The sequence below is a fragment of the Alloalcanivorax sp. C16-2 genome, assembly GCF_046507615.1.
In the GTDB taxonomy this organism is placed as follows: Bacteria; Pseudomonadota; Gammaproteobacteria; order Pseudomonadales; family Alcanivoracaceae; genus Alloalcanivorax; species Alloalcanivorax marinus_A.
This window is the reverse complement of sequence record NZ_JBKFTL010000001.1, coordinates 845,343-864,002: the sequence shown is the minus strand read 5'-3', so window position 1 is coordinate 864,002 and position 18,660 is coordinate 845,343. Positions and strand designations below refer to the sequence as shown.

Sequence of the window (18,660 nt, the reverse complement as noted above, 5' to 3'; positions counted from 1 at the left end):
TCGAACGTTAGTGAATAAACATAAAGGTGCTTTTCGGCTATCGGCCTTTGTTACACGCCAGGCATCGCCACGAACCCCGGCAACGCCTTGATGCGCTCGATCCAGGCGCGGATGGCCGGGTACGGCTCCAGGCTCACACCGCCTTCCCAGCCCAGGGCGATGTAGGGAAACACCGCGCACTCGGCCAGCGTCGGCCGGCCCAGGGCCAGCCAGCGATGCTCGCTCAGGTACCGCTCGATCAGCGGCAACACCCGGTCGCTCACCGCCAGGGCCCGCGCCTTATCCAGCGGGTAACCGAACTTGTCGACCAGCCTCGCCGCATTGGGGCCGGCGTGGATTTCATTGGCGGCAGTGGAGAGCCACTGCATCACCTCGCCCTGGTGGGCCGGGCTGTCCGGCCACCACTGGTGGCCGCCGTAACGGCGCGCCAGATAGACCAGGATCGCCTGGGAATCGCGCAGCAGCACGTCGCCGTCCTGCGACACCGGCACCTGGGCCCACGGGTTCAGATCGATAAACGGCGACTGCTGGTGCTCGCCGGCGGCCAGATCCACCGGCACCAGCTCCAGCTCGACGCCCACCAGAGCGGCGAACAAGCGCACCTTGTAGCAGTTACCGGACAATTCCATATCGTACAGTTTCATGGCGAGACTCCTTATTCGGTTTCCGGAAGCAGTTGGTTGAACTCCAGCACGTTGCGATCCGGGTCGCGGATAAACAGGGTGATGCGGCGCGGGCCCAGGCGGTGGATGCCCTCGGTGATCTCGATGCCCGCCTGATCCAGCCACTCCTTCAAGGCATACAGGTCGTCCACCACGAACGCCGGATGGGTCACGCCCGGCAGTTTCACCGGCTCGTCCAGCAGCACGTTGCGGCCATGGGGCAGGCGAGTGCCGTTGAAAATCAGATTGATCCGCACGCCACCCGGCGTCTCCATCTCGTTGGCCTCGAACCGCTCGAAACGACGCACCTCCTTGAACCCGAGCTGTTCGTAAAACGCCACCGCCTCCTGGCGATCGCTGACGCGGATGCCCACGTGGTCGTACTCGCGAATGGGCTGCGGTTGTTTCATCACTGGCTCCCTCTGTGAAAAGGAAGCCCAGTACACGCCTTTCTTTAAGTTCAATAAATGGCGCCAAGCTGTTAGCTTTATTCAGCTTTTCGCAAAGATGGAGCCGCGCGCCTCCCATGGACAAACTCAAAGCCATGAGCACCTTCGTCGCCATCGTCGACCAGGGCAGCCTCTCCGCCGCCGGCGACAAACTGGACCGCTCCCCCGCCGCCATCGTCCGCACCCTCGCCGGCCTGGAACAGCACCTCGGCGTGCGCCTGCTCAACCGCAGTACCCGCCGCCTCGCCCTCACCAACGAAGGCCGCGACTACCTGCAACACTGCCGCCAGATCCTCGCCGACATCCACACCGCCGAAGCCCGCCTCGACAGCCACCGCAGCGAACCCGCCGGCACCCTCTCCATCACCGCTCCCGTGATGTTCGGCCACCTCCACCTCACCCCCCTGCTCAACCAGTGGCTCAAACAACACCCGCACATGCGCGCCGAACTCACCCTCCTCGACCGCGTCACCGACCTGCTCGAAGAAGGCTTCGACCTCGCCCTGCGCATCGGCCACCTCGCCGACAGCACCCTCATCGCCCGCCCCCTCGGCCACACCGGCTACGTCCTCTGCGCCAGCCCCGACCTCATCCAACAACGTGGCCACCCCCAACACCCCCAGGACCTCGCCCACTGGCCCACCGTCTGCTTCGCCCCCGCCGGCAGCACCTGGCACTTCCAGGTGGACGGCAAACCCTGGCCCCAACGCATCGACCCACTCATCCGCGCCAACCAGGTCGACACCCAACTCGCCGCCGCCCGCGACGGCCTCGGCCTCTGCCGCGTGCTCAGCTACCAGGCCCAACACGACTTCGAACACGGCACCCTGGTGCCCGTGCTCAGCGACTACAACCCGCCGCCCATGCCCGTGCAGTTTGTGTTTCCGCACAGCCGTTTGCTCTCGCCGCGGGTGCGGCATTTTATGGAAGCGGTGGAGGGGGCTTTGAAGGAGCGGTTGGCGGAGGCGGCCAACAGAAAGGGTTAGTGCCGAGAAGGCCTGGAGTGAATCGGCTCATAAGCCATCCATCAGGAAGATACCCGCCTTGGGTATCCATTAACCCAGAATAGGTATTTTAGGAATCGGGCGGCTCGGCAAGCGCCACTGGTGCAGTGCAGGAGTGATACTCTCTTATAATTCAGTCATTTGGCCGGGTTTGCAGTAAAACGGCCGGAAACCGAGCTTTCTTCAGTAAATCGGCCGGGCCTCGCCAAGACATTGGTCATTGAGAAACCGCAAACTCAGGCGAAGTATAGATGTGCGGCCTGTCAGGGCGAGCAACAGCCCCTCGGAAATGTACAACCCTCGAACTTCCACACTCTATTTTGAATACATCAATTGCTATTCAGCACTTACGGAACAAGCAAAACCCTCACCATCTTGTTGGAGAAATGAGAATATAGGTAATGAAAGAAGATCCACTCACGGACGGGGGATAAAACCATGACAAGGCACAGCTTTGGCGGCGATTGGACGAGGGTAAAACTCGATACCCTGGAGAATTACCTGGATATCTATACAACCGCCATGAAAAATCAACGGTTCAACTTTCACTATGTGGATGCTTTTGCGGGGACCGGGCAGAGGGATGGCGAGGATGACCCTACCCACTCTCTCATTAAAGAGATCGAGACATTAAAGGGGTCGGCGACGCGCGCCCTTGAATGCAAGCACCCTTTTGACCACTACCATTTCAACGACACCAATCCTGATCACGTCAAAGCGTTGCGGGAATTGGCGGCACAGCATCCCGACAAGAAAGTCAATGTGACCCAAGAAGACGCCAATGTGTTTGTGCAGCAGTTTTGCCGCGACATGCGCCCGATGGATCGGGCCATCATTTTCCTCGACCCCTATAGCTCGGAGCTGGAGTGGTCGACTCTCAAAGCCATAAGAAAAACCGAGAAAGTGGACCTTTGGCTTCTTTTCCCGATATCGACGCTACTCAGGGTCACACCCAGAAACGGGCCCCGTGACGAATGGGGCGGTGCGATTGAGCGCATGCTGGGAACCTCGGATTGGAAAGAGCTTTACGAAGAACAGCCCCTCACCATGGATCTCTTTGGTGAGCACAGGGAGGAGGTTCGGCGACAGGACTACAAAAAGGTCATCGACTTCGTCACAACACACCTGCGGCGGCTTTTCCCTTTCGTGGACGATCCATTCCATCTGGATCAGCGCGGCCGCTTATTGTTTCTTCTCTATTTCGGCGTCTCAAACTCTAGCCCTGCTGCCCAGGGACTGGCCCGGAAACTCTCCGCGGCGATCAGGAAATCTCAGAAATAGGAATCCTGGGGTATTCATCGTACAACTGGCCGTCCAGGAGGCGGCCATTTGCCTTTTTGCTTCGCTTGACGCCGTCCTCGCCCCAAACGCCCCACTGCTTGAAGAAAAAAGGAACTTGCGCGGTGTCGCATTGCGCTTGAACGTTTCGCACCCATTCCATCTTCATGGGGCGAGCCTTGTGGCCGGATTCGCCGCCCACGATGACCCAATCGATACCACTTAAATCGAACTCGCCGAGATCTTCCAGCAGGGGCTCCACGGATAAGAACCTAACCTTGGCGGCGACGCCTCTGAGGTGGGGAATACGGGGCAGGCCGTATTTACGGTCCTCCACCGACACGCCCAGCCACACATTCGGCGGCACCGGGCGGCTGGAGTAATAGTCGCGGATACGCTCCGCGCGCTTGGTCAAAATTTGGTAGGTATGCTGCGGGGTCTTCGTGATGACCTCCATGACCCGATCAATGTACTGGTCGGGAACGTCCTCGTGGAAGAGATCGCTCATGGAGTTAACGAAATACACGGTGGGCTTACGCCGACGCAGCGGCTGCTCGAGACGGTCCGGCATAAGCCGCAGGGCGAATCCGTCTTCATAGCCGGCGGCATTCATGGCTTTCAGGCGACGAGCCATGACCTCGGCGTAACAGTGCTTACAACCGGGCGACACCTTGGTGCAGCCGGTAACCGGGTTCCAGGTCTGTTCAGTCCATTCTATGTCCGAGTAAGTGCTCACTTTATGCCTTCCTGTACTGCGCGACCCTTGCGGCGCAGATTACACGCCTCGCAACACCGTTGCACCATGAGAAAAATGCGAATAACGCCGCCGCCCGGCAAGGCGGCGGCGCGGGCGGCGGTCAGGCGCCGGAGGGCTCGGGGGCCGCCGAGATCACCAGACGGCCTTCGCTGACTTCGACCTCCAGTTGGGTGCCGATGGCGAAGCCGGCCTCGGCGAGCCAGTAGCCCTTCACGTGGACCCAGGGCACCGGGGGCTTGGGCGGTCGGCTTAGGTGGAGATACAGAGGCCCGCCGGACGAGTAGTACTGGCCGGGGTGGACCTTGAGGTGGCGAATATAGGGAAATTCGCGGTTGGGTTTGGGGGATTCGCTTTTACCCACGCGGGCGCGTGGCTTATGATTGCGCTCAGCCATGATGGACTCCTGTACAGTCTGTTGTGGTTAGCTGCCTTCGGGTGTTGCCGCACCCGGAGGCAGTGCTTTTAAATCTGGCACAACCCACTCCGAAAAACAATAGAAAATCAACTTTTCATGAACTTTTCATGCCCCGTTTCAATTAAAGCCGCATCAACTTCTTTAAATGGCTGAGCTACCTTGCTCGGCATAGTTTCCAGCAAACCTTTTAAATAATCCAAAACCGAGCAATTTTTAAATCTATAGAAGGGAAAGTCAAAAAAATCATCGTACCGCTTCTTTGTGCTTCCATCAGAGTCGATACATATAACATCTATCGACTTCAAATTTTGGGACTTCAAAACAGCAGACTTCAGAAGATATTTAATATAGGAATCCGCATCCGGAAGAGAGTAGCCTATAAACCTCAAATGAGAGGCACCCTCCAAGATCGAGAAAGCAGCTTTCCAAGCAGGAACAATACCTGAATCCCTCCCCTTAGCCCATGTTGGCGGAACAATATTCCCACCCTCCACACATCCGTGCAACTTCGCCAAATGAGGGGAATCGTCACCCTCCTTATATTGAGACTTTATAAAACTTAACGGCCTATCCACTTGATAATTTTCATTTATGAAATCGGAGTAACCCTCTAAAACCAAATCATAATTCAAAGAAATAACATCATATTTATTTCTATTTCTTGAAATATCAGCAAAAAAAGTTCTTTTCCCTCTCTGCCTATCATCATGCTCCCTAAACTTTATTCCAAAAAGGTTGGCAACAAAAAACCCGAACAGCTTGTTATTCTCACCACGCCCGAACACGAAATCATCCCAATTCCCAGGCCTATGAATCTCACCCAGGCGAGGCGTATAAAAATCGATGACATCCCTTATATAACGCACAAAATCGTCTTTTAGCCTGAGGCCATCCAAAAACTCAGACATTTCCAGTATGGAAAGAATTTCTTCTATATTGAAAAGGTTTGTCTTGTAGTAATTTTTCGCCACTGATATCTCTTGTATTTTTTCAAAAACCTTATCGAAGTGTTCATATTTTTCTGGATCAGAAAGATACATATCCTTCGATTTGAACAAGAAATTACTCATGACGGGCAAGCCTAAAGGCGCCGAAAAGCCAGCACCTAATACATAGACGATCCTATCCATACTCTCTCCTTCGCCAGATAGTAAGGCTTATGTGTACACGAACAACAGAGCCACGATGATTGCAAAAAAAAGGCCGCCCCAAAAGGAGCGGCCATCACCAAGGAAGCCCGGATTTAAAGAGTAAGGACTAACTCACCACACGAGTTATGCGTCCCCTTTCTTCTTCGCCACCAGCGTGAGGATGTCGTAGCTGGCGACGAGTTCGTCGTCCTGGTTTTTGACTTGCACGTCCCAGACCACCACGCCTTGGGGGGTGCCGTCGGGGGCGGCTTTGCCTTGGTCGATCTTTCTCTTGCACGTCAGGCGGGCCTGGATGGTGTCGCCGGCGCCGACGGGGGTGATGAAGCGCAGGGTGTCGAGGCCGTAGTTGGCGAGGACGGGGCCGGGGGCCGGGGAGACGAAGAGGCCGGCGGCGGCGGAGAGGAGAAAGTAGCCGTGGGCGATGCGTTTGCCGAATTGGGAGTCTTTGGCGGCGATGTCGTCGAAGTGCATGTAGAAGTGGTCGCCGGAGAGGCAGCCGAAGTTGACGATGTCGGCTTCGGTGACGGTGCGGCGGTGGGTGAGCAGGGATTCGCCGATGGCGAGGTCGTCGAAGTGGCGGCGGAAGGGGTGCACGTCGGTTTCGAGTACTTCGGCGCCGCGCACGTATTCGCCGGTGACGGCGGCGAGCATGGTGGGGGAGCCTTGGATGGCGGTGCGCTGGAGGTAGTGGCGCACGGCGCGGATGCCGCCGAGTTCTTCACCGCCGCCGGCGCGGCCGGGGCCGCCGTGTTTGAGCATGGGGAGCGGCGCGCCGTGGCCGGTGGATTCCTGGGCGGATTCGGCGTTGAGCACTTGCAGGCGGCCGTGGCGGGCCGCAAGGACCGGGATGGCGCGGGCGGCGTTTTGGGGGTCTTTGGTGGCGAAGGTGGTGACCAGGCTGCCTTTGCCTTTGTCGGCGAGGGCGATGGCTTCATCCAGGTCGCCGTAGCCCATGAGGGTGCTGACCGGGCCGAAGGCTTCGATGTCGTGGGCGCCGCCTTCCGCATGAGGATCGGTGCTGCGCAGCAGGCGCGGGCCGAAGAAGGCGCCTTTGTCGGTGCCTTGGCCGATGGGTTGCGGGTCGCCGTTGCCGCCGAAGATGCATTCGGAAGTGTTGAGCAGGTCGTTGACGGCGGCGGCCACGTCTTCTTTCTGGTCCAGGGAGGCGAGCGCGCCCATGCGCACGCCTTCTTCATTCGGGTCGCCGAGGGTGATTTTTTCCAGGCGTTGGATGAGGCGTTCGCCGAAGGCGTCCAGGTGTTGTTGGGGCACCAGGATGCGGCGGATGGCGGTGCATTTCTGGCCGGCTTTAACGGTCATTTCGCGGACCACTTCCTTGGCCAGCAGGTCGAATTCCTCGTCGTCGGGGGTGACGTCCGGGGCGAGGATGGCGCTGTTGAGGGAGTCCGCTTCGGCGTTGAAGGGGATGGAGCGGTTGATGAGGTTGGGGTGCGCGCGCAGTTTGCGGGCGGTGTTGGCCGAGCCGGTGAAGGTGACCATGTCCTGTTCGTCGAGCTGGTCGAGCAAATCACCCGTGCCGCCGATGATCAGCTGAAGGGCGCCTTCCGGCAGCGCGCCGGAGTCTTGCATCAGGCGCACGCAGGCGGCGGTGAGGTAGCTGGTGGCGGTGGCCGGTTTCACCAGGCACGGCATGCCGGCGAGGAAGTTGCCGGCGAATTTTTCCAGCATGCCCCAGACCGGGAAGTTGAAGGCGTTGATGTGCACGGCGACGCCCCGGCGCGGCACCAGGATGTGGGTGGCGGCGAAGTGGTTTTCCTTGCCGAGGGGGACCACCGGGCCTTCGTGGAGGACGTTGCCGGAAGGCAGCTCCTTGCGGCCCATGCTGGCGTAGGCGAACAGGGTGCCGAAGCCGCCGTCGATGTCGAAGGCGTTGTCGCCTTTGGTGGCGCCGGTGTGGCGCGAGAGTTTGTAGAGCTCTTTTTTGTGTTCTTGCAGGTAGAGCGCCATGGCCTTGAGGCGGGCGGCGCGCTCCTGGAAGTCGAGCTTGAGCAGTTCGCGGGTGCCGGTGGTGCGGGCGTAGTCCACGGCGGCGGCGAAGTCGGGGGCGTCGTCGTGGGTATGGGCGACGATCTCGCCGTTGATGGCGCTGGCCAGGGGTTTGGCGGGCTGTGTGCCGAGCCATTGGCCGGCGAGGTAGCTTTGGAGAACGGTCATGGCGTGGCTCCTTGTTTGTCTGCGTATGGGCGCGGCTTCTTGGGGCCGCGGCCTGTGTTTTGTTTGGGCCGCCTTGGTGGGCGGCTGCCGGGGGATCGCGGCTGAAAGCTGCGCGCGCCGGCCGCTTCTACGGCGTGTTGTCTGCCGGGGTGCCTGCTTGTGGCGCCGGGTATCGCGACTGAAGGCTGCGCGCCCCGGTCGCTCCTACAGCGGCTTCGGATCGGGCCGTAGGAGCGACTTCAGTCGCGATGGGTTTAAAGCGTCCGGTGTCCGGCGATAGCGACCCAGCGCCTCGATACCTGTCCTAGGGCTGATCGAAATCCAGGACCACCTTGTCGGTAACCGGGTAGCTCTGACAGGAGAGCACGTAGCCGGCGGCGACTTCGTAGTCTTCGAGGGCGAAGTTGTTGTCCATTTCCACTTCGCCTTCCACCACCTTGCAGCGGCAGGTGGAGCAGACGCCGGCCTTGCAGGAGAACGGCAGGTCGGCGCCATTTTCGTTGGCGGCGTCGAGGATGTTTTTGCTGTCCCGGGGCAGCTCCACGAGTACTTCGCGGCCGTCGGCGATGATGGTGACCTGGGTTTTGTCTTCGTCGTCGGTCACTTCTTCCGGGGCGCGGTGCTTACGCTGGGTTTGCCCTTCCACGCCGAACAGTTCGAAGTGCACGCGGCTTTTGTCCAGGCCGTTGGCGACCAGGCGTTCCTTGACGGTCTCCGTCATGGATTGCGGGCCGCAGAGAAAGGCGGCGTGCAGGTTCGGGGTGTCGAGCCAGCGGGAGAAGATGGCGTCGCATTTGTCGGCGTCGATGCGGCCGTTGTAGAGGTCCACGTCCTGCTGTTCGCGGCTGAACAGGTAGATCACGTTGAAGCGGCCCAGGTAGGCGTTCTTCAGGTCGCTGAGCGCTTCGCGGAACAGGGTGGAGTTGCTGGAGCGGTTGCCGTAGAGCAGCGTGAATTGGCTGTGGGGCTCGGCTTCCAGGGTGGTTTTGATGATCGACAGGATCGGCGTGATGCCGCTGCCGGCGGCCACCGCCAGGTAGTGGGCCTGGCGTTCCGGGTCCAGGTCGATAAAGAAGTGGCCGCTGGGGGGCATCACTTCCAGGGTGTCGCCTTGTTTCAGGTCGCCGTTGGCGAAGCCGGAGAAGCGGCCGCCGGGGACTTTCTTCACCGCCACGCGCAGGTCGCCGTCGTGGACGCCGGTGCAGATGGAGTAGGAGCGGCGCACTTCCTCGCCGTCCATGTGGGTGCGCACGATCAGGTGCTGGCCCTGGGTGAAGCGGAAGGTGTCGCGGAGCTCCGGCGGGACGTCGAAGGCGATGGAGACGGCTTCGCGGGTTTCCGGGCGCACTTCACGGATGGTCAGGGAATGAAATTGGTTCATGGCGCGAACTCTTCACTTTTCGGTTTCGAGGGGCCGCGTGCTTGGCGGCGGCCCGCTCTTGATTCAAAAGACCGCATTCAGGTGGCCGATTCAGAGGCACTTGAAGTAATCGAACGGCTCCAGGCAGTCGCGGCACTTATAGAGCGCCTTGCAGGCGGTCGAGCCGAATTCACTGACCTGGACGGTGTCGGTGCTGCCGCAGTGCGGGCATTCCGCCGGGCCCGGGTCCGTCAGCGTTGCCCTGCCCTCGCCTTTCGGCGGCGGCGCGATGCCGTAGGCTTGGAGCGCGGCGCGGCCCTGGTCGGTGATCCAGTCGGTGGTCCAGGCCGGGGCCAGCACCCGTTCGATGCGCGGGTTCTTGAAGCCGGTGTCTTCCAGGGCTTCTTGCACGTCGCGCTCGATCACTTCGGTGGCCGGGCAGCCGGAGTAGGTGGGCGAGACTTTGACCTTGAGGCGGTCGCCCTCCCATTCCACCGCGCGGATCATGCCCAGATCGACCACGCTGACCACGGGCACTTCCGGGTCCATCACCTCGGTGAGGCATTCCCAGGCCCGGGGCAGGTCGTCTTCGCCGAGCGCGGGGCCTTGGTAGGCTTTGCGCTCGCGGTAGATCAGATCACCAGGTTGCATCGGGGTAGGCCCGCGGCAGGTACTGCATCTCGGCCAGCAAAAAGCCCAGATGCTCGGTGTGTTTGCCGTTCTTGCCGTCCATGTAGAAGTGGCGCGCCGGTTCCGGCAGCGCCAGGCCGGCCTCGGCGAACACGCGGGCCACTTCGTTGCGCCAGGCGTCGCCCACGTTGCCGGCGCCGATGCCCGCCTCGGCGAGCTGGTCCTCGATCTCGTCGGTGTCGGTGAGCTCGTAGGTGAAGCGCCACAGGGATTGCACGGCGTCGGTGAGACGGCGATGGCTTTCGTCGGTGCCCTGCCCCAGGCGCAGCATCCATTCGGTGGAGCGGCGGCGGTGGTAGGTAACTTCCTTCAAGCCCTTGGCGGCGATGCCGGCGATGCGTTCGTCATTGGATTCGGTGAGCCGGGTGAGCACCAGGTGGTGCCAGACGTCGAAGAAGAACTGCTTGGCCGTGGTCACCGCGTAGTCGCCGCGGGGCTGTTCCGCGATCAGCAGGTTGCGGTATTCCCGTTCGTTGCGGCGGAAGGCGAGAAAGTCGGCGTCGCGGCCGTCGTCGCGCAGTTCGGCGACGTAGTCGTACCAGTTGCGCGCCTGGCCGATCAGGTCCAGGCCGGCGTTCAGCATCGCCATTTCCTCTTCCAGCGCCGGGGCGTTGCCGCACCATTCGCAGAAGCGCTGGGCCAGCACCATGTCGGTGTCGGCCAGGCGCAGAAGATATTCGGTGAGTGCTTGATCGTTAGTCATCGTCGCGCTCCTCACATCTGGTCCACTTCCGGGGGCAGCTTGTAGAAGCTGGCGTGGCGGTAGACCTTGTCGTCGGCGGGGTCGAAGAAGGGTTCTTTCTCGTCGCCGGCGCTGGCGGTGATTTGCTCGGCGGGCACCACCCAGAGGCTCACGCCTTCGCTGCGGCGGGTGTACAGCTCGCGGGCGTTTTCCAGGGCCATGGTGGCGTCGGCGGCGTGCACGCTGCCCACGTGTTTGTGGTTGAGGCCGTGCTTGCTGCGCACGAAGACTTCGAAGAGGGTCCAGTCTGCCATTGTCGTGTTCCGGTTGTGCTGCGTTTGCGTTTGTTGTGGGGATCGCGACTGAAGTCGCTCCTACAGCATGTGGATGCCTCCCCGTAGGAGCGACCGGGCGGCATTCCGCTTTAGCCGCGATCGCCTTCAGGCGGCGTTGTTCGCTTGTTTCTTCTCGGCGTAGGCCACGGCGGCGTCGCGCACCCACTGGCCGTCGTCGATGGCTTTCTTGCGCTGCTGGATGCGCTCGATGCCGCAGGGGCTGTGGCCCTTGAGCACGTCGAAGAATTCCTGCCAGTCGATCTCGCCGAAGTCGTAGTGGCCGGTTTCCTCGTTCCATTTCAGGTCCGGGTCCGGGGCGGTGCAGCCGAGGAATTCCAGTTGCGGCACGGTCTGGTCCAGGAAGCGCTGACGCAGTTCGTCGTTGCTGTGGCGCTTGATCTTCCAGGCCATGGACTGGGCGGAGTTGGGCGAGTTGGTGTCGGACGGGCCGAACATCATCAGCGACGGCCACCAGAAACGGTTGATGGCGTCCTGCACCATCTCTTTCTGCTCGTCGGTGCCTTCGCGCATCATGGTCAGCAGGATTTCGTAACCCTGGCGCTGGTGGAAGCTCTCTTCCTTACAGACGCGGATCATGGCGCGGGAATAGGGACCATAGGAGCAGCGCTGCAGGGGCACCTGGTTGACGATGGCGGCGCCGTCCACCAGCCAGCCGATGGCGCCCATGTCCGCCCAGGTGAGCGTCGGATAGGTGAAGATGGAGGAGAACTTCACTTCGCCCCGGTGCAGCTTCTCGATTTCCTCGTCGCGGTCCGCGCCCAGGGTTTCCATGGCGCTGTACAGGTACAGGCCATGGCCGGCCTCGTCCTGGATCTTGGCCATCAGCTGCAGCTTGCGTTTCAGCGAAGGCGCGCGGGTCAGCCAGTTGCCCTCCGGCAGCATGCCGACGATCTCGGAGTGGGCATGCTGGGAGATCTGGCGAATCAGCGTCTTGCGGTAGCCGTCGGGCATCCAGTTCTTGGGCTCGATGCGGACTTCCGCGTCCACCTTCTCCTGGAAGTGGCGTTCTTCCGGGCTCATCTCGTCCAGGCTCTTCAGGCCCTTGCTGCCGGTGTCCACCTGTTGTGCGTACATGGTGCCTCCTTGATGCGTGGGCGGAACGCCGGGGCCGGGGTTTCCGCCATGAATGGCTCCTTTTTATACGACACATAATTTGGTGTCAATATCTCAATTACGTATCATATTTATGATGGTCGTTTTTCTTGCCGCCATGAATATACATAAATCCTTGTTTTTTATGGCAATACCTCTGCCATTTCCTGGTGTTACCCAGGCCCCGGCGATGGCCTCCCAACCCCACCGTCATTAACAATACGATACAGAGCCTGTACTACGGGGCTCCCTCTATGAGGCAAGAACCAAAAGACAACGCGTTAACACCTCGGAAAGCGGCGGCCCGCCACCGCTTTTGCTACCCTTTTCGCGGGGAGTTGTTGTCGCGGATGGGGCTGTATGCCGAATGAAATCGTGGTCGCCGGCCTGACGGGCTCGGGCGTGGATACCTGGGCATTGTGGGCGAAGATCATGGCGGTGGGCGCCACGGGCACCCTGTCCAGCCTGCTGGTGGTATTCACCGTGGCGCTGTACCGCAACGGCGACCGGGAAGCGCCAGTGGCGCTGCATTTCACCGTGGCCAACCTGTGCGCCACCACCTACGTGGCCGGCGACATCGCTGTGCGCATCTGCCTGATGGAAAACCGCCTGGAAAGCGTCATGGTGCCGTACCGGGTGTCCCTGAGCGCGGTGATCCTATCGCTGGCCTCCCTGGTGGCGCTGCACCAGGTACTGGGTGACCGTCGCATACCATCAAGGCGCTTATTGCCGATCTATCTGCTGGGCGCCCTGTTGGCCGGGCTGTTCTGGGTCGACGACCCACGGCTGGTGATTGCCTCCGACCGGTATCGGGTGACGCCGGTGGGTGTATTCGCGGATTACGGCGCCCTGGCCGCGCCGGTCTACGTGGCCTGCCTGGCCACCCTGGTGGCGGTTGCTTTCGCCATGCTGCGCCGCGCACGCCGGGCCCACGGGCGGTTGCTGTGGCGAATGACGGTGTTCGGTTTCACGGTATTCTTTCTAGCCGGGGTGCATGACACCTTGCGGGAGCTGGGGCTGGAGGCGCTACCTTTCAGCGGCCTCACGCTGGGCTGCGCGGTGTTCCAGATCGGCGCCTTCGCCGCCATGGCGATGCATTACTCCAAAACCCTGCGTGAGCGCACCCACTATGATCACAAGATGCGCCGATTGGAGGATAAGGCCACCCGTGACCCGCTTTCCGGGCTGTTTAATCGCGCCTACATGGAGCAGCACCTTGACCGGCTGCCGGATGGCGCCACTGGCGGGCTGCTGTTTATCGATCTTGACCACTTCAAGGCGGTCAACGACCTCCATGGCCATGAACAGGGCGACCGCCTGATCCGAGCCGTGGCGGACGGCATCCGCCATACCCTGCGCGAGCAGGATCTGGCTTGCCGCTGGGGCGGCGACGAGTTCGTGGTCTATCTAAGCGAGGCGGACAGTGACGCGGCGCTGGCGGTGGCGGAGCGGTTGTTGCACGCATTCCGCCATCTGGACACCGGCACGCCGGGCCTGGAGATGAGCGCCAGCGTGGGCTTCGCGGAGCTGACCGACGACAATTGGCGGGCGACTCTGGAGCGCGCCGACCGGGCGCTGTACCGGGCCAAGGCGGAGGGCCGCAACCGGCTCGCCATCGCGCCCTGAGCGTCAGGTCCAAGCAGCGTCAGGCCGGAGTCAGGGTCAGGCGCAGATCGTCGCCCAGATGGCGAACGTCCGTCCAGCGCAGACGCATCTGATCAGCCATGCGTTCCAGGGGCAGGTCGAACAAGGCGCGGGCGTCACGGCCCAGCAGGGTGGGTGCCATGTAGACGATCAGTTCGTCGAACAGGCGCTCACGCACGAAGGCGCCGGCCAGGGTGGCACCGCATTCCACCAGCACCTCGTTGCACTCACGGCGGGCCAGCTCCGCCAGCAGCGCGGCGAGATCCAGGCCGCGACGCTCCTCCGGCCGGGGCGCTTCCGGGGCGCCCTCCGGCCGCGTCGCCAGGGGCAGCACGAGCAGCTCGGCGCCGGCCCGCTCGAGCGCCGCCCGGGGTTCCGCCGGGGCGGCCTCGCCATGGGCAATCAGGCAGGGGCCATCGGCGGTGACCACCGGGCTATCCGGCGGCGTACGCAGGGCCGGGTCCAGGATCACCCGCAGCGGCGGGCGCACCTCGCCGTCGCCATAATCATGGTAACGGCCCAGAATCCATTGCTCCGGGCGCACCGTGTAGGAGGGCCGGTCCGCCAGCACCGTGCCAACGCCGGTGACAATGGCGGAGCTGCGCGCGCGCAGCCGCTGCACATCCTCCCGGGCTTGCGGCCCGGTGATCCACTGGGATTCGCCGCTGGCCATGGCGGTGCGCCCGTCCAGGCTGGCGGCGGCCTTGATGCGCACCAGGGGACGCTGGCCGGTCATGCGGCGAATGAACCCCGGGTTCAGCGCCCGTGCTTCCTGCTCCTGCAGGCCCACCTCCACTTCGATACCGGCGTCGCGCAGCTTGCGCAGGCCGTTGCCGGCCACTCGCGGGTTGGGGTCCTGCATGGCCACTACCACCCGGGCCAGGCCAGCCTGGATCAGGGCATCGGCGCAGGGACCGGTGCGACCGGTGTGCGAGCAGGGTTCCAGGGTGACGTAGGCGGTGGCGCCCCGGGCGGCATCGCCGGCGGCGGCCAGGGCATGCCGTTCCGCATGGGGTTCCCCGGCACGCGGGTGGAAGCCCTCGGCGATGATGGCGCCATCGCGGGCCAGCACGCAGCCCACGCGGGGGTTGGGGTCGGTGGTGTAGAGCGCGCGCCGGGCCAGGTAGAGGGCGCGTAGCATGCACTGCTGATCGAAGGCGGCGTCGCTCATGCGCCGCCCTGGTCGTCACCCGGGCCGTCCTTGCGGCCGCCCTTGCGCAGGCGGTCCACCTCGGCGGCGAATTCGGAGATGTCCTGGAAGCTGCGGTACACGGAGGCGAAGCGCACATAGGCCACGTCATCCAGTTCCCGCAGGGCTTCCATGACGAACTCGCCCACTTCCCGGGCCGGCACTTCCCGCTCGCCGGTGGCCCGCAGCCGATGGCACAGACGGCTGATCGCGGCTTCCAGGTCCTCCATGCTCACCGGTCGCTTTTCCAGGGCGCGGAGCATGCCGGCACGCAACTTACTTTCGTTGAAGGGCTCGCGGGTGCCGTCGGATTTAATCACCCGGGGCATTACCAGTTCGGCGGTTTCGAAGGTGGTGAAACGCTCCGAACAACTCAAACACTCGCGGCGACGCCGCACCTGGCCGCCGTCGGCGACCAGGCGGGAATCGATAACCTTGGTGTCCTGAGCTCCACAGAAGGGGCAATACATGGTGTTCTCCGAAGCGGCCTTCGGCCGCGATACAAGATGCAGGTTACAGGATACAGGGAAAATCGGCCGATCCCACGGTCGCCCTTCATCCTGAATCCTGCATCCTGTATCGGCTTTTTAGCGCTCGTACACCGGCAGGCGCTTGCAGATCTCGCTGACCTTGCCGCGCACTTCGTCGATCACCGCTTCGTCGCCCATGTTGTCGAGGATGTCGCAGATCCAGCCGGCCAGCTCGGTGGCGTCCTGTTCGTTGAAGCCCCGGCGGGTGATGGACGGGGAGCCGATACGCAGGCCGGAGGTGACGAACGGGGAACGCGGGTCGTTGGGTACGGCGTTTTTGTTCACGGTGATGTGGGCGCGGCCGAGGGCGGCGTCGGCGTCCTTACCGGTGATGTCCTGCTTGATCAGGCTGAGCAGGAACAGGTGGTTCTCGGTGCCGTTGGAAACCACGTCATAGCCACGGTCGATGAACACCTTGGCCATGGCCTTGGCGTTCTTCACCACGTTCTGCTGGTAGGTCTTGAACGACGGGTCCATGGCTTCCTTGAAGCAGATCGCCTTGGCGGCGATGACGTGCTCCAGGGGGCCACCCTGACCGCCGGGGAAGACCGCGGAATTGATCTTCTTCTGCAGATCCTCGTTGGCCTTGCCCATGATCAGGCCGCCGCGCGGGCCGCCGATGGTCTTGTGGGTGGTGGTGGTGGTGATGTCGGCGATGCCCACCGGGCTCGGGTAGACACCGGCGGCGACCAGGCCGGCCACGTGGGCCATGTCCACCAGCAGAATGGCGCCCACTTCATCGGCGATGTCGCGGAAGCGCTGCCAGTCCACCACCTGGGAGTAGGCGGAGAAGCCGGCGACGATCATCTTCGGCTTGTGCTCGCGGGCCAGTTTTTCCACCTGGTCGTAGTCGATCAGGCCGGTGTCGTTGTCCAGGCCGTACTGAACGGCGTTGTACATCTTGCCGGAGAAGTTGGGCTTGGCGCCGTGGGTCAGGTGGCCACCGGCGTCCAGGCTCATGCCGAGCACGGTGTCGCCGGGCTTGAGCACCGCCATGTAGACAGCGGCGTTGGCCTGGGAACCGGAGTGCGGCTGCACGTTGGCCCAGTCGGCGCCGAACAGCTCACGGGCGCGATCAATGGCCAGTTGCTCGACCACGTCCACGTTCTCGCAGCCACCGTAGTAGCGCTTGCCCGGGTAGCCCTCGGCGTACTTGTTGGTGAGCACGGAGCCCTGGGCTTCCATGACCCGCGGGGAAGCGTAGTTCTCGGAGGCGATCAGCTCGATGTGCTGTTCCTGGCGCTCGCGCTCGGCGTCGATGGCGGCCTGGATTTCCGGGTCGAACTCGGCGATGGACATGGATTTCGGGAACATGGGTTACCTGTCGTCGTGCAATGGTGGGTGTCAGGGGCGCGTATTCTACCCAAAACCGCGCCGGATGGCACTTGAAGGGGATTCAGGAAAACCATGACCGGGGCTCAAGATGACGCGGGATGGGTTTCGCGGCGGAGGCCGCTCCCATGGAGGCCCGAGAGCATCGTGGAAGCGGCTTACGCCCGTGGCCCCCGGGTTTCAGGCGGCCAAGTCCTTCCCGCCGCCGGTGCGATCCGACGGCACCGCGCGGAGCATCGGCGCGCGGCTTTCCGGTTGCCCACCGCCGCCATCGCTCAGGCGGAAGCCGGCGATCAGCCGTGCCAGGGCCGCCGCCTGCTGGCGCATGGACTCGGCGGCGGCGCTGGTTTCCTCCACCAGGGAGGCGTTGTGCTGGGTCATGGTATCCAGCTCGGTAACCGCGGTGTTCACCTGGCCGATGCCCTGGCTTTGCTCCTGGGCGCCGGTGCTGATGTCGCTGATCACCCGGGTCACCTTGTCGATGCTTTCGACGATCTCCTCCATGGTGCGGCCCGCGTTCTTGACCATGCCGGCGCCGTTCCGGGTGGAGCTCACGGAGCGGTCCACCAGCGCGCGGATCTCCCGGGAGGCGTCGCCGGAGCGACCGGCCAGGGTGCGTACTTCCTGGGCCACCACGGCGAAGCCCTTGCCGTGCTCGCCGGCCCGGGCCGCCTCCACGGAGGCATTCAGGGCGAGAATGTTGGTCTGGAAGGCGATGCCATCAATCATCGCGATGATTTCGTTGATCTTGGCGGACGAATCGCTGATTTCGTCCATGGTGGCTTCCACCTCGCGCATCGCCTCTTGCCCGCGACGAGCCACGTCCACGGTGGCCTGGGCCATGCCCTCGGCCTGCCGGGCGGCGTCGGAGGTATTGCGTACCGTGGTGGTGATCTGCTCCATGGAGGCGGAGGTCTGCTGCAGGTTGGCGGCGGACTGCTCGGTGCGAGAGGCCAGGTCCTGGCTGCCCTGGGCGATCTCATCGGAAGCCCGGTTGACCCCCACGGCATTGTCGCGCACCGCTTGCAGGGTGGTGTCGATGCGCTCGATGAAGGCGTTGAACTCCCGCGCCAGCTCACCGATTTCGTCCCGGCGGTGGCTGTCGATGCGGGCGGTGAGGTCACCATCGCCCTGGGTGATCTCGCGGATGCGCTGGCTGACCTGGCGGATCGCCTTGGACATCAGGTGCGGGCCGATCAGTGCCACCGCCACGGCCATCAGCCCCACCACCACGGCGAAGCCGATCACCAGGGTCTGCTGGCGCGCCACCTGGGCCAGGGTTTCCGCTTCCAAAGCCTGGACCCGGGCATCCACGGCCTGCCCGGTTTCATCGTAAAAGCCGCGCAGCGCCTGGAACGCATCCCGGGAGGCACCATCAAGCTGCTCCATGGCACCACCGATATCCTGGTCGTCATACAGGGTGAATACCCGGGTAGCGTCCTCGCGCCAGGTGCCGTAAAGCGCCTGGAACCGCTGCAATTGCTCGTCGGTGTCGGTGTAGGGCGCCAGCAGCGCCGCCACCTGCTTAAGACGGTCCCGGGCCTGATCCGCGTTCTCCTCGAAGGCCTGGCGGCTGGCTTGCGCCTCGGCGGTATCCGGCACCGTGGCCAGATAGGACATCTCCGCGATGCGTGCCTGATACAAGTCGCGGTCGGCGTTCAGCGTCAGCGACAAAGCCTGGTTGAATACCTCCGCCACCTCCACCATGCGCGTCTTCACGGTGTGCACCAGCATGGCGTTGGCGGTGACCACCACCAGCAACGCCAAGGCCACGCCGATAAAGGCCGCGCCATACTTCACATTGATCCGGTTGAAATTGGCAAACACGGCTCGACTCCTCAGTGCGGGTCAGGGCGGGCGTACATGGCACCCACCATTCATTGTTCTTCGCGCT

18 protein-coding genes are annotated in these 18,660 nt (G+C 62.7%); 3 read left to right on the top strand and 15 right to left on the bottom strand.

Annotation, left to right across the window (positions count from 1 at the left end):
• Positions 1 to 50: 50 nt before the first annotated feature.
• Positions 51 to 644 (bottom strand): glutathione S-transferase family protein, encoded by a 594-nt coding sequence (locus ACLD02_RS04070; RefSeq protein WP_410297999.1) that lies wholly within the window; start codon positions 642 to 644, stop codon positions 51 to 53.
• A gap of 11 nt (positions 645 to 655) precedes the next feature.
• Entirely contained in the window at positions 656 to 1,072 is a 417-nt protein-coding gene (locus tag ACLD02_RS04065; protein WP_410297998.1) for a VOC family protein, read from the bottom strand.
• 116 nt (positions 1,073 to 1,188) lie between these two features.
• Between ACLD02_RS04065 and ACLD02_RS04060 the strand changes: the two genes are divergently transcribed.
• Together ACLD02_RS04060 and tcmP are read left to right on the top strand one after the other, a co-directional pair.
• Positions 1,189 to 2,097 (top strand): LysR family transcriptional regulator, encoded by a 909-nt coding sequence (locus ACLD02_RS04060; RefSeq protein ID WP_410297997.1) that lies wholly within the window; start codon positions 1,189 to 1,191, stop codon positions 2,095 to 2,097.
• Positions 2,098 to 2,553: 456 nt separating this feature from the next.
• Positions 2,554 to 3,396, top strand: a complete 843-nt coding sequence (gene tcmP, locus ACLD02_RS04055; RefSeq protein WP_410297996.1) for a three-Cys-motif partner protein TcmP — start codon at positions 2,554 to 2,556, stop codon at positions 3,394 to 3,396.
• Here the strand turns inward: tcmP and ACLD02_RS04050 are convergent.
• The 9 genes from ACLD02_RS04050 to paaA form a co-directional block, all read right to left on the bottom strand.
• A complete protein-coding gene (locus tag ACLD02_RS04050; RefSeq protein WP_410297995.1) occupies positions 3,377 to 4,129 on the bottom strand; it encodes a DUF5131 family protein in 753 nt (250 codons plus the stop codon). The two genes, tcmP and ACLD02_RS04050, sit on opposite strands and share 20 nt — an antisense overlap.
• A gap of 121 nt (positions 4,130 to 4,250) precedes the next feature.
• Entirely contained in the window at positions 4,251 to 4,544 is a 294-nt protein-coding gene (locus tag ACLD02_RS04045; RefSeq protein WP_410297994.1) for a SymE family type I addiction module toxin, read from the bottom strand.
• 107 nt (positions 4,545 to 4,651) lie between these two features.
• A complete protein-coding gene (locus tag ACLD02_RS04040; protein ID WP_410297993.1) occupies positions 4,652 to 5,695 on the bottom strand; it encodes an SIR2 family protein in 1,044 nt (347 codons plus the stop codon).
• A gap of 144 nt (positions 5,696 to 5,839) precedes the next feature.
• Complete coding sequence (paaZ, locus tag ACLD02_RS04035; RefSeq protein WP_410297992.1) at positions 5,840 to 7,891, bottom strand: phenylacetic acid degradation bifunctional protein PaaZ; 2,052 nt, start codon at positions 7,889 to 7,891, stop codon at positions 5,840 to 5,842.
• 304 nt (positions 7,892 to 8,195) lie between these two features.
• A complete protein-coding gene (paaE, locus tag ACLD02_RS04030; protein WP_410297991.1) occupies positions 8,196 to 9,272 on the bottom strand; it encodes a 1,2-phenylacetyl-CoA epoxidase subunit PaaE in 1,077 nt (358 codons plus the stop codon).
• Positions 9,273 to 9,362: 90 nt separating this feature from the next.
• The gene (gene paaD, locus ACLD02_RS04025) at positions 9,363 to 9,902 is read right to left on the bottom strand and encodes a 1,2-phenylacetyl-CoA epoxidase subunit PaaD (RefSeq protein ID WP_410297990.1); all 540 of its coding nucleotides are present in this window, start codon (positions 9,900 to 9,902) and stop codon (positions 9,363 to 9,365) included.
• A complete protein-coding gene (gene paaC, locus ACLD02_RS04020; RefSeq protein ID WP_410297989.1) occupies positions 9,889 to 10,644 on the bottom strand; it encodes a 1,2-phenylacetyl-CoA epoxidase subunit PaaC in 756 nt (251 codons plus the stop codon). The genes paaD and paaC overlap by 14 nt, the downstream gene beginning before the upstream one ends.
• An 11-nt stretch (positions 10,645 to 10,655) precedes the next feature.
• Positions 10,656 to 10,937 carry a 1,2-phenylacetyl-CoA epoxidase subunit PaaB gene (gene paaB / locus ACLD02_RS04015; RefSeq protein WP_138772655.1) on the bottom strand — a complete coding sequence of 94 codons (282 nt, stop codon included), beginning with the start codon at positions 10,935 to 10,937 and terminating at the stop codon, positions 10,656 to 10,658.
• Positions 10,938 to 11,063: 126 nt separating this feature from the next.
• Positions 11,064 to 12,053, bottom strand: coding sequence for a 1,2-phenylacetyl-CoA epoxidase subunit PaaA (paaA, locus tag ACLD02_RS04010; RefSeq protein WP_410297988.1), 990 nt, complete (start codon positions 12,051 to 12,053; stop codon positions 11,064 to 11,066).
• Between the two features lie 378 nt (positions 12,054 to 12,431).
• Between paaA and ACLD02_RS04005 the strand changes: the two genes are divergently transcribed.
• Positions 12,432 to 13,697 carry a GGDEF domain-containing protein gene (locus tag ACLD02_RS04005; protein ID WP_203103192.1) on the top strand — a complete coding sequence of 422 codons (1,266 nt, stop codon included), beginning with the start codon at positions 12,432 to 12,434 and terminating at the stop codon, positions 13,695 to 13,697.
• A gap of 19 nt (positions 13,698 to 13,716) precedes the next feature.
• Here ACLD02_RS04005 and ribD read toward each other — a convergent pair whose 3' ends face one another.
• The 4 genes from ribD to ACLD02_RS03985 form a co-directional block, all read right to left on the bottom strand.
• The gene (ribD, locus tag ACLD02_RS04000) at positions 13,717 to 14,886 is read right to left on the bottom strand and encodes a bifunctional diaminohydroxyphosphoribosylaminopyrimidine deaminase/5-amino-6-(5-phosphoribosylamino)uracil reductase RibD (protein WP_410297987.1); all 1,170 of its coding nucleotides are present in this window, start codon (positions 14,884 to 14,886) and stop codon (positions 13,717 to 13,719) included.
• Complete coding sequence (gene nrdR, locus ACLD02_RS03995; RefSeq protein WP_203103202.1) at positions 14,883 to 15,374, bottom strand: transcriptional regulator NrdR; 492 nt, start codon at positions 15,372 to 15,374, stop codon at positions 14,883 to 14,885. Before nrdR ends, ribD begins: the two co-directional genes overlap by 4 nt.
• Positions 15,375 to 15,491: 117 nt before the next feature.
• The gene (gene glyA / locus ACLD02_RS03990; protein WP_410297986.1) at positions 15,492 to 16,748 is read right to left on the bottom strand and encodes a serine hydroxymethyltransferase; all 1,257 of its coding nucleotides are present in this window, start codon (positions 16,746 to 16,748) and stop codon (positions 15,492 to 15,494) included.
• 198 nt (positions 16,749 to 16,946) lie between these two features.
• The gene (locus ACLD02_RS03985; RefSeq protein ID WP_410297985.1) at positions 16,947 to 18,593 is read right to left on the bottom strand and encodes a methyl-accepting chemotaxis protein; all 1,647 of its coding nucleotides are present in this window, start codon (positions 18,591 to 18,593) and stop codon (positions 16,947 to 16,949) included.
• Positions 18,594 to 18,660 lie beyond the last annotated feature (67 nt).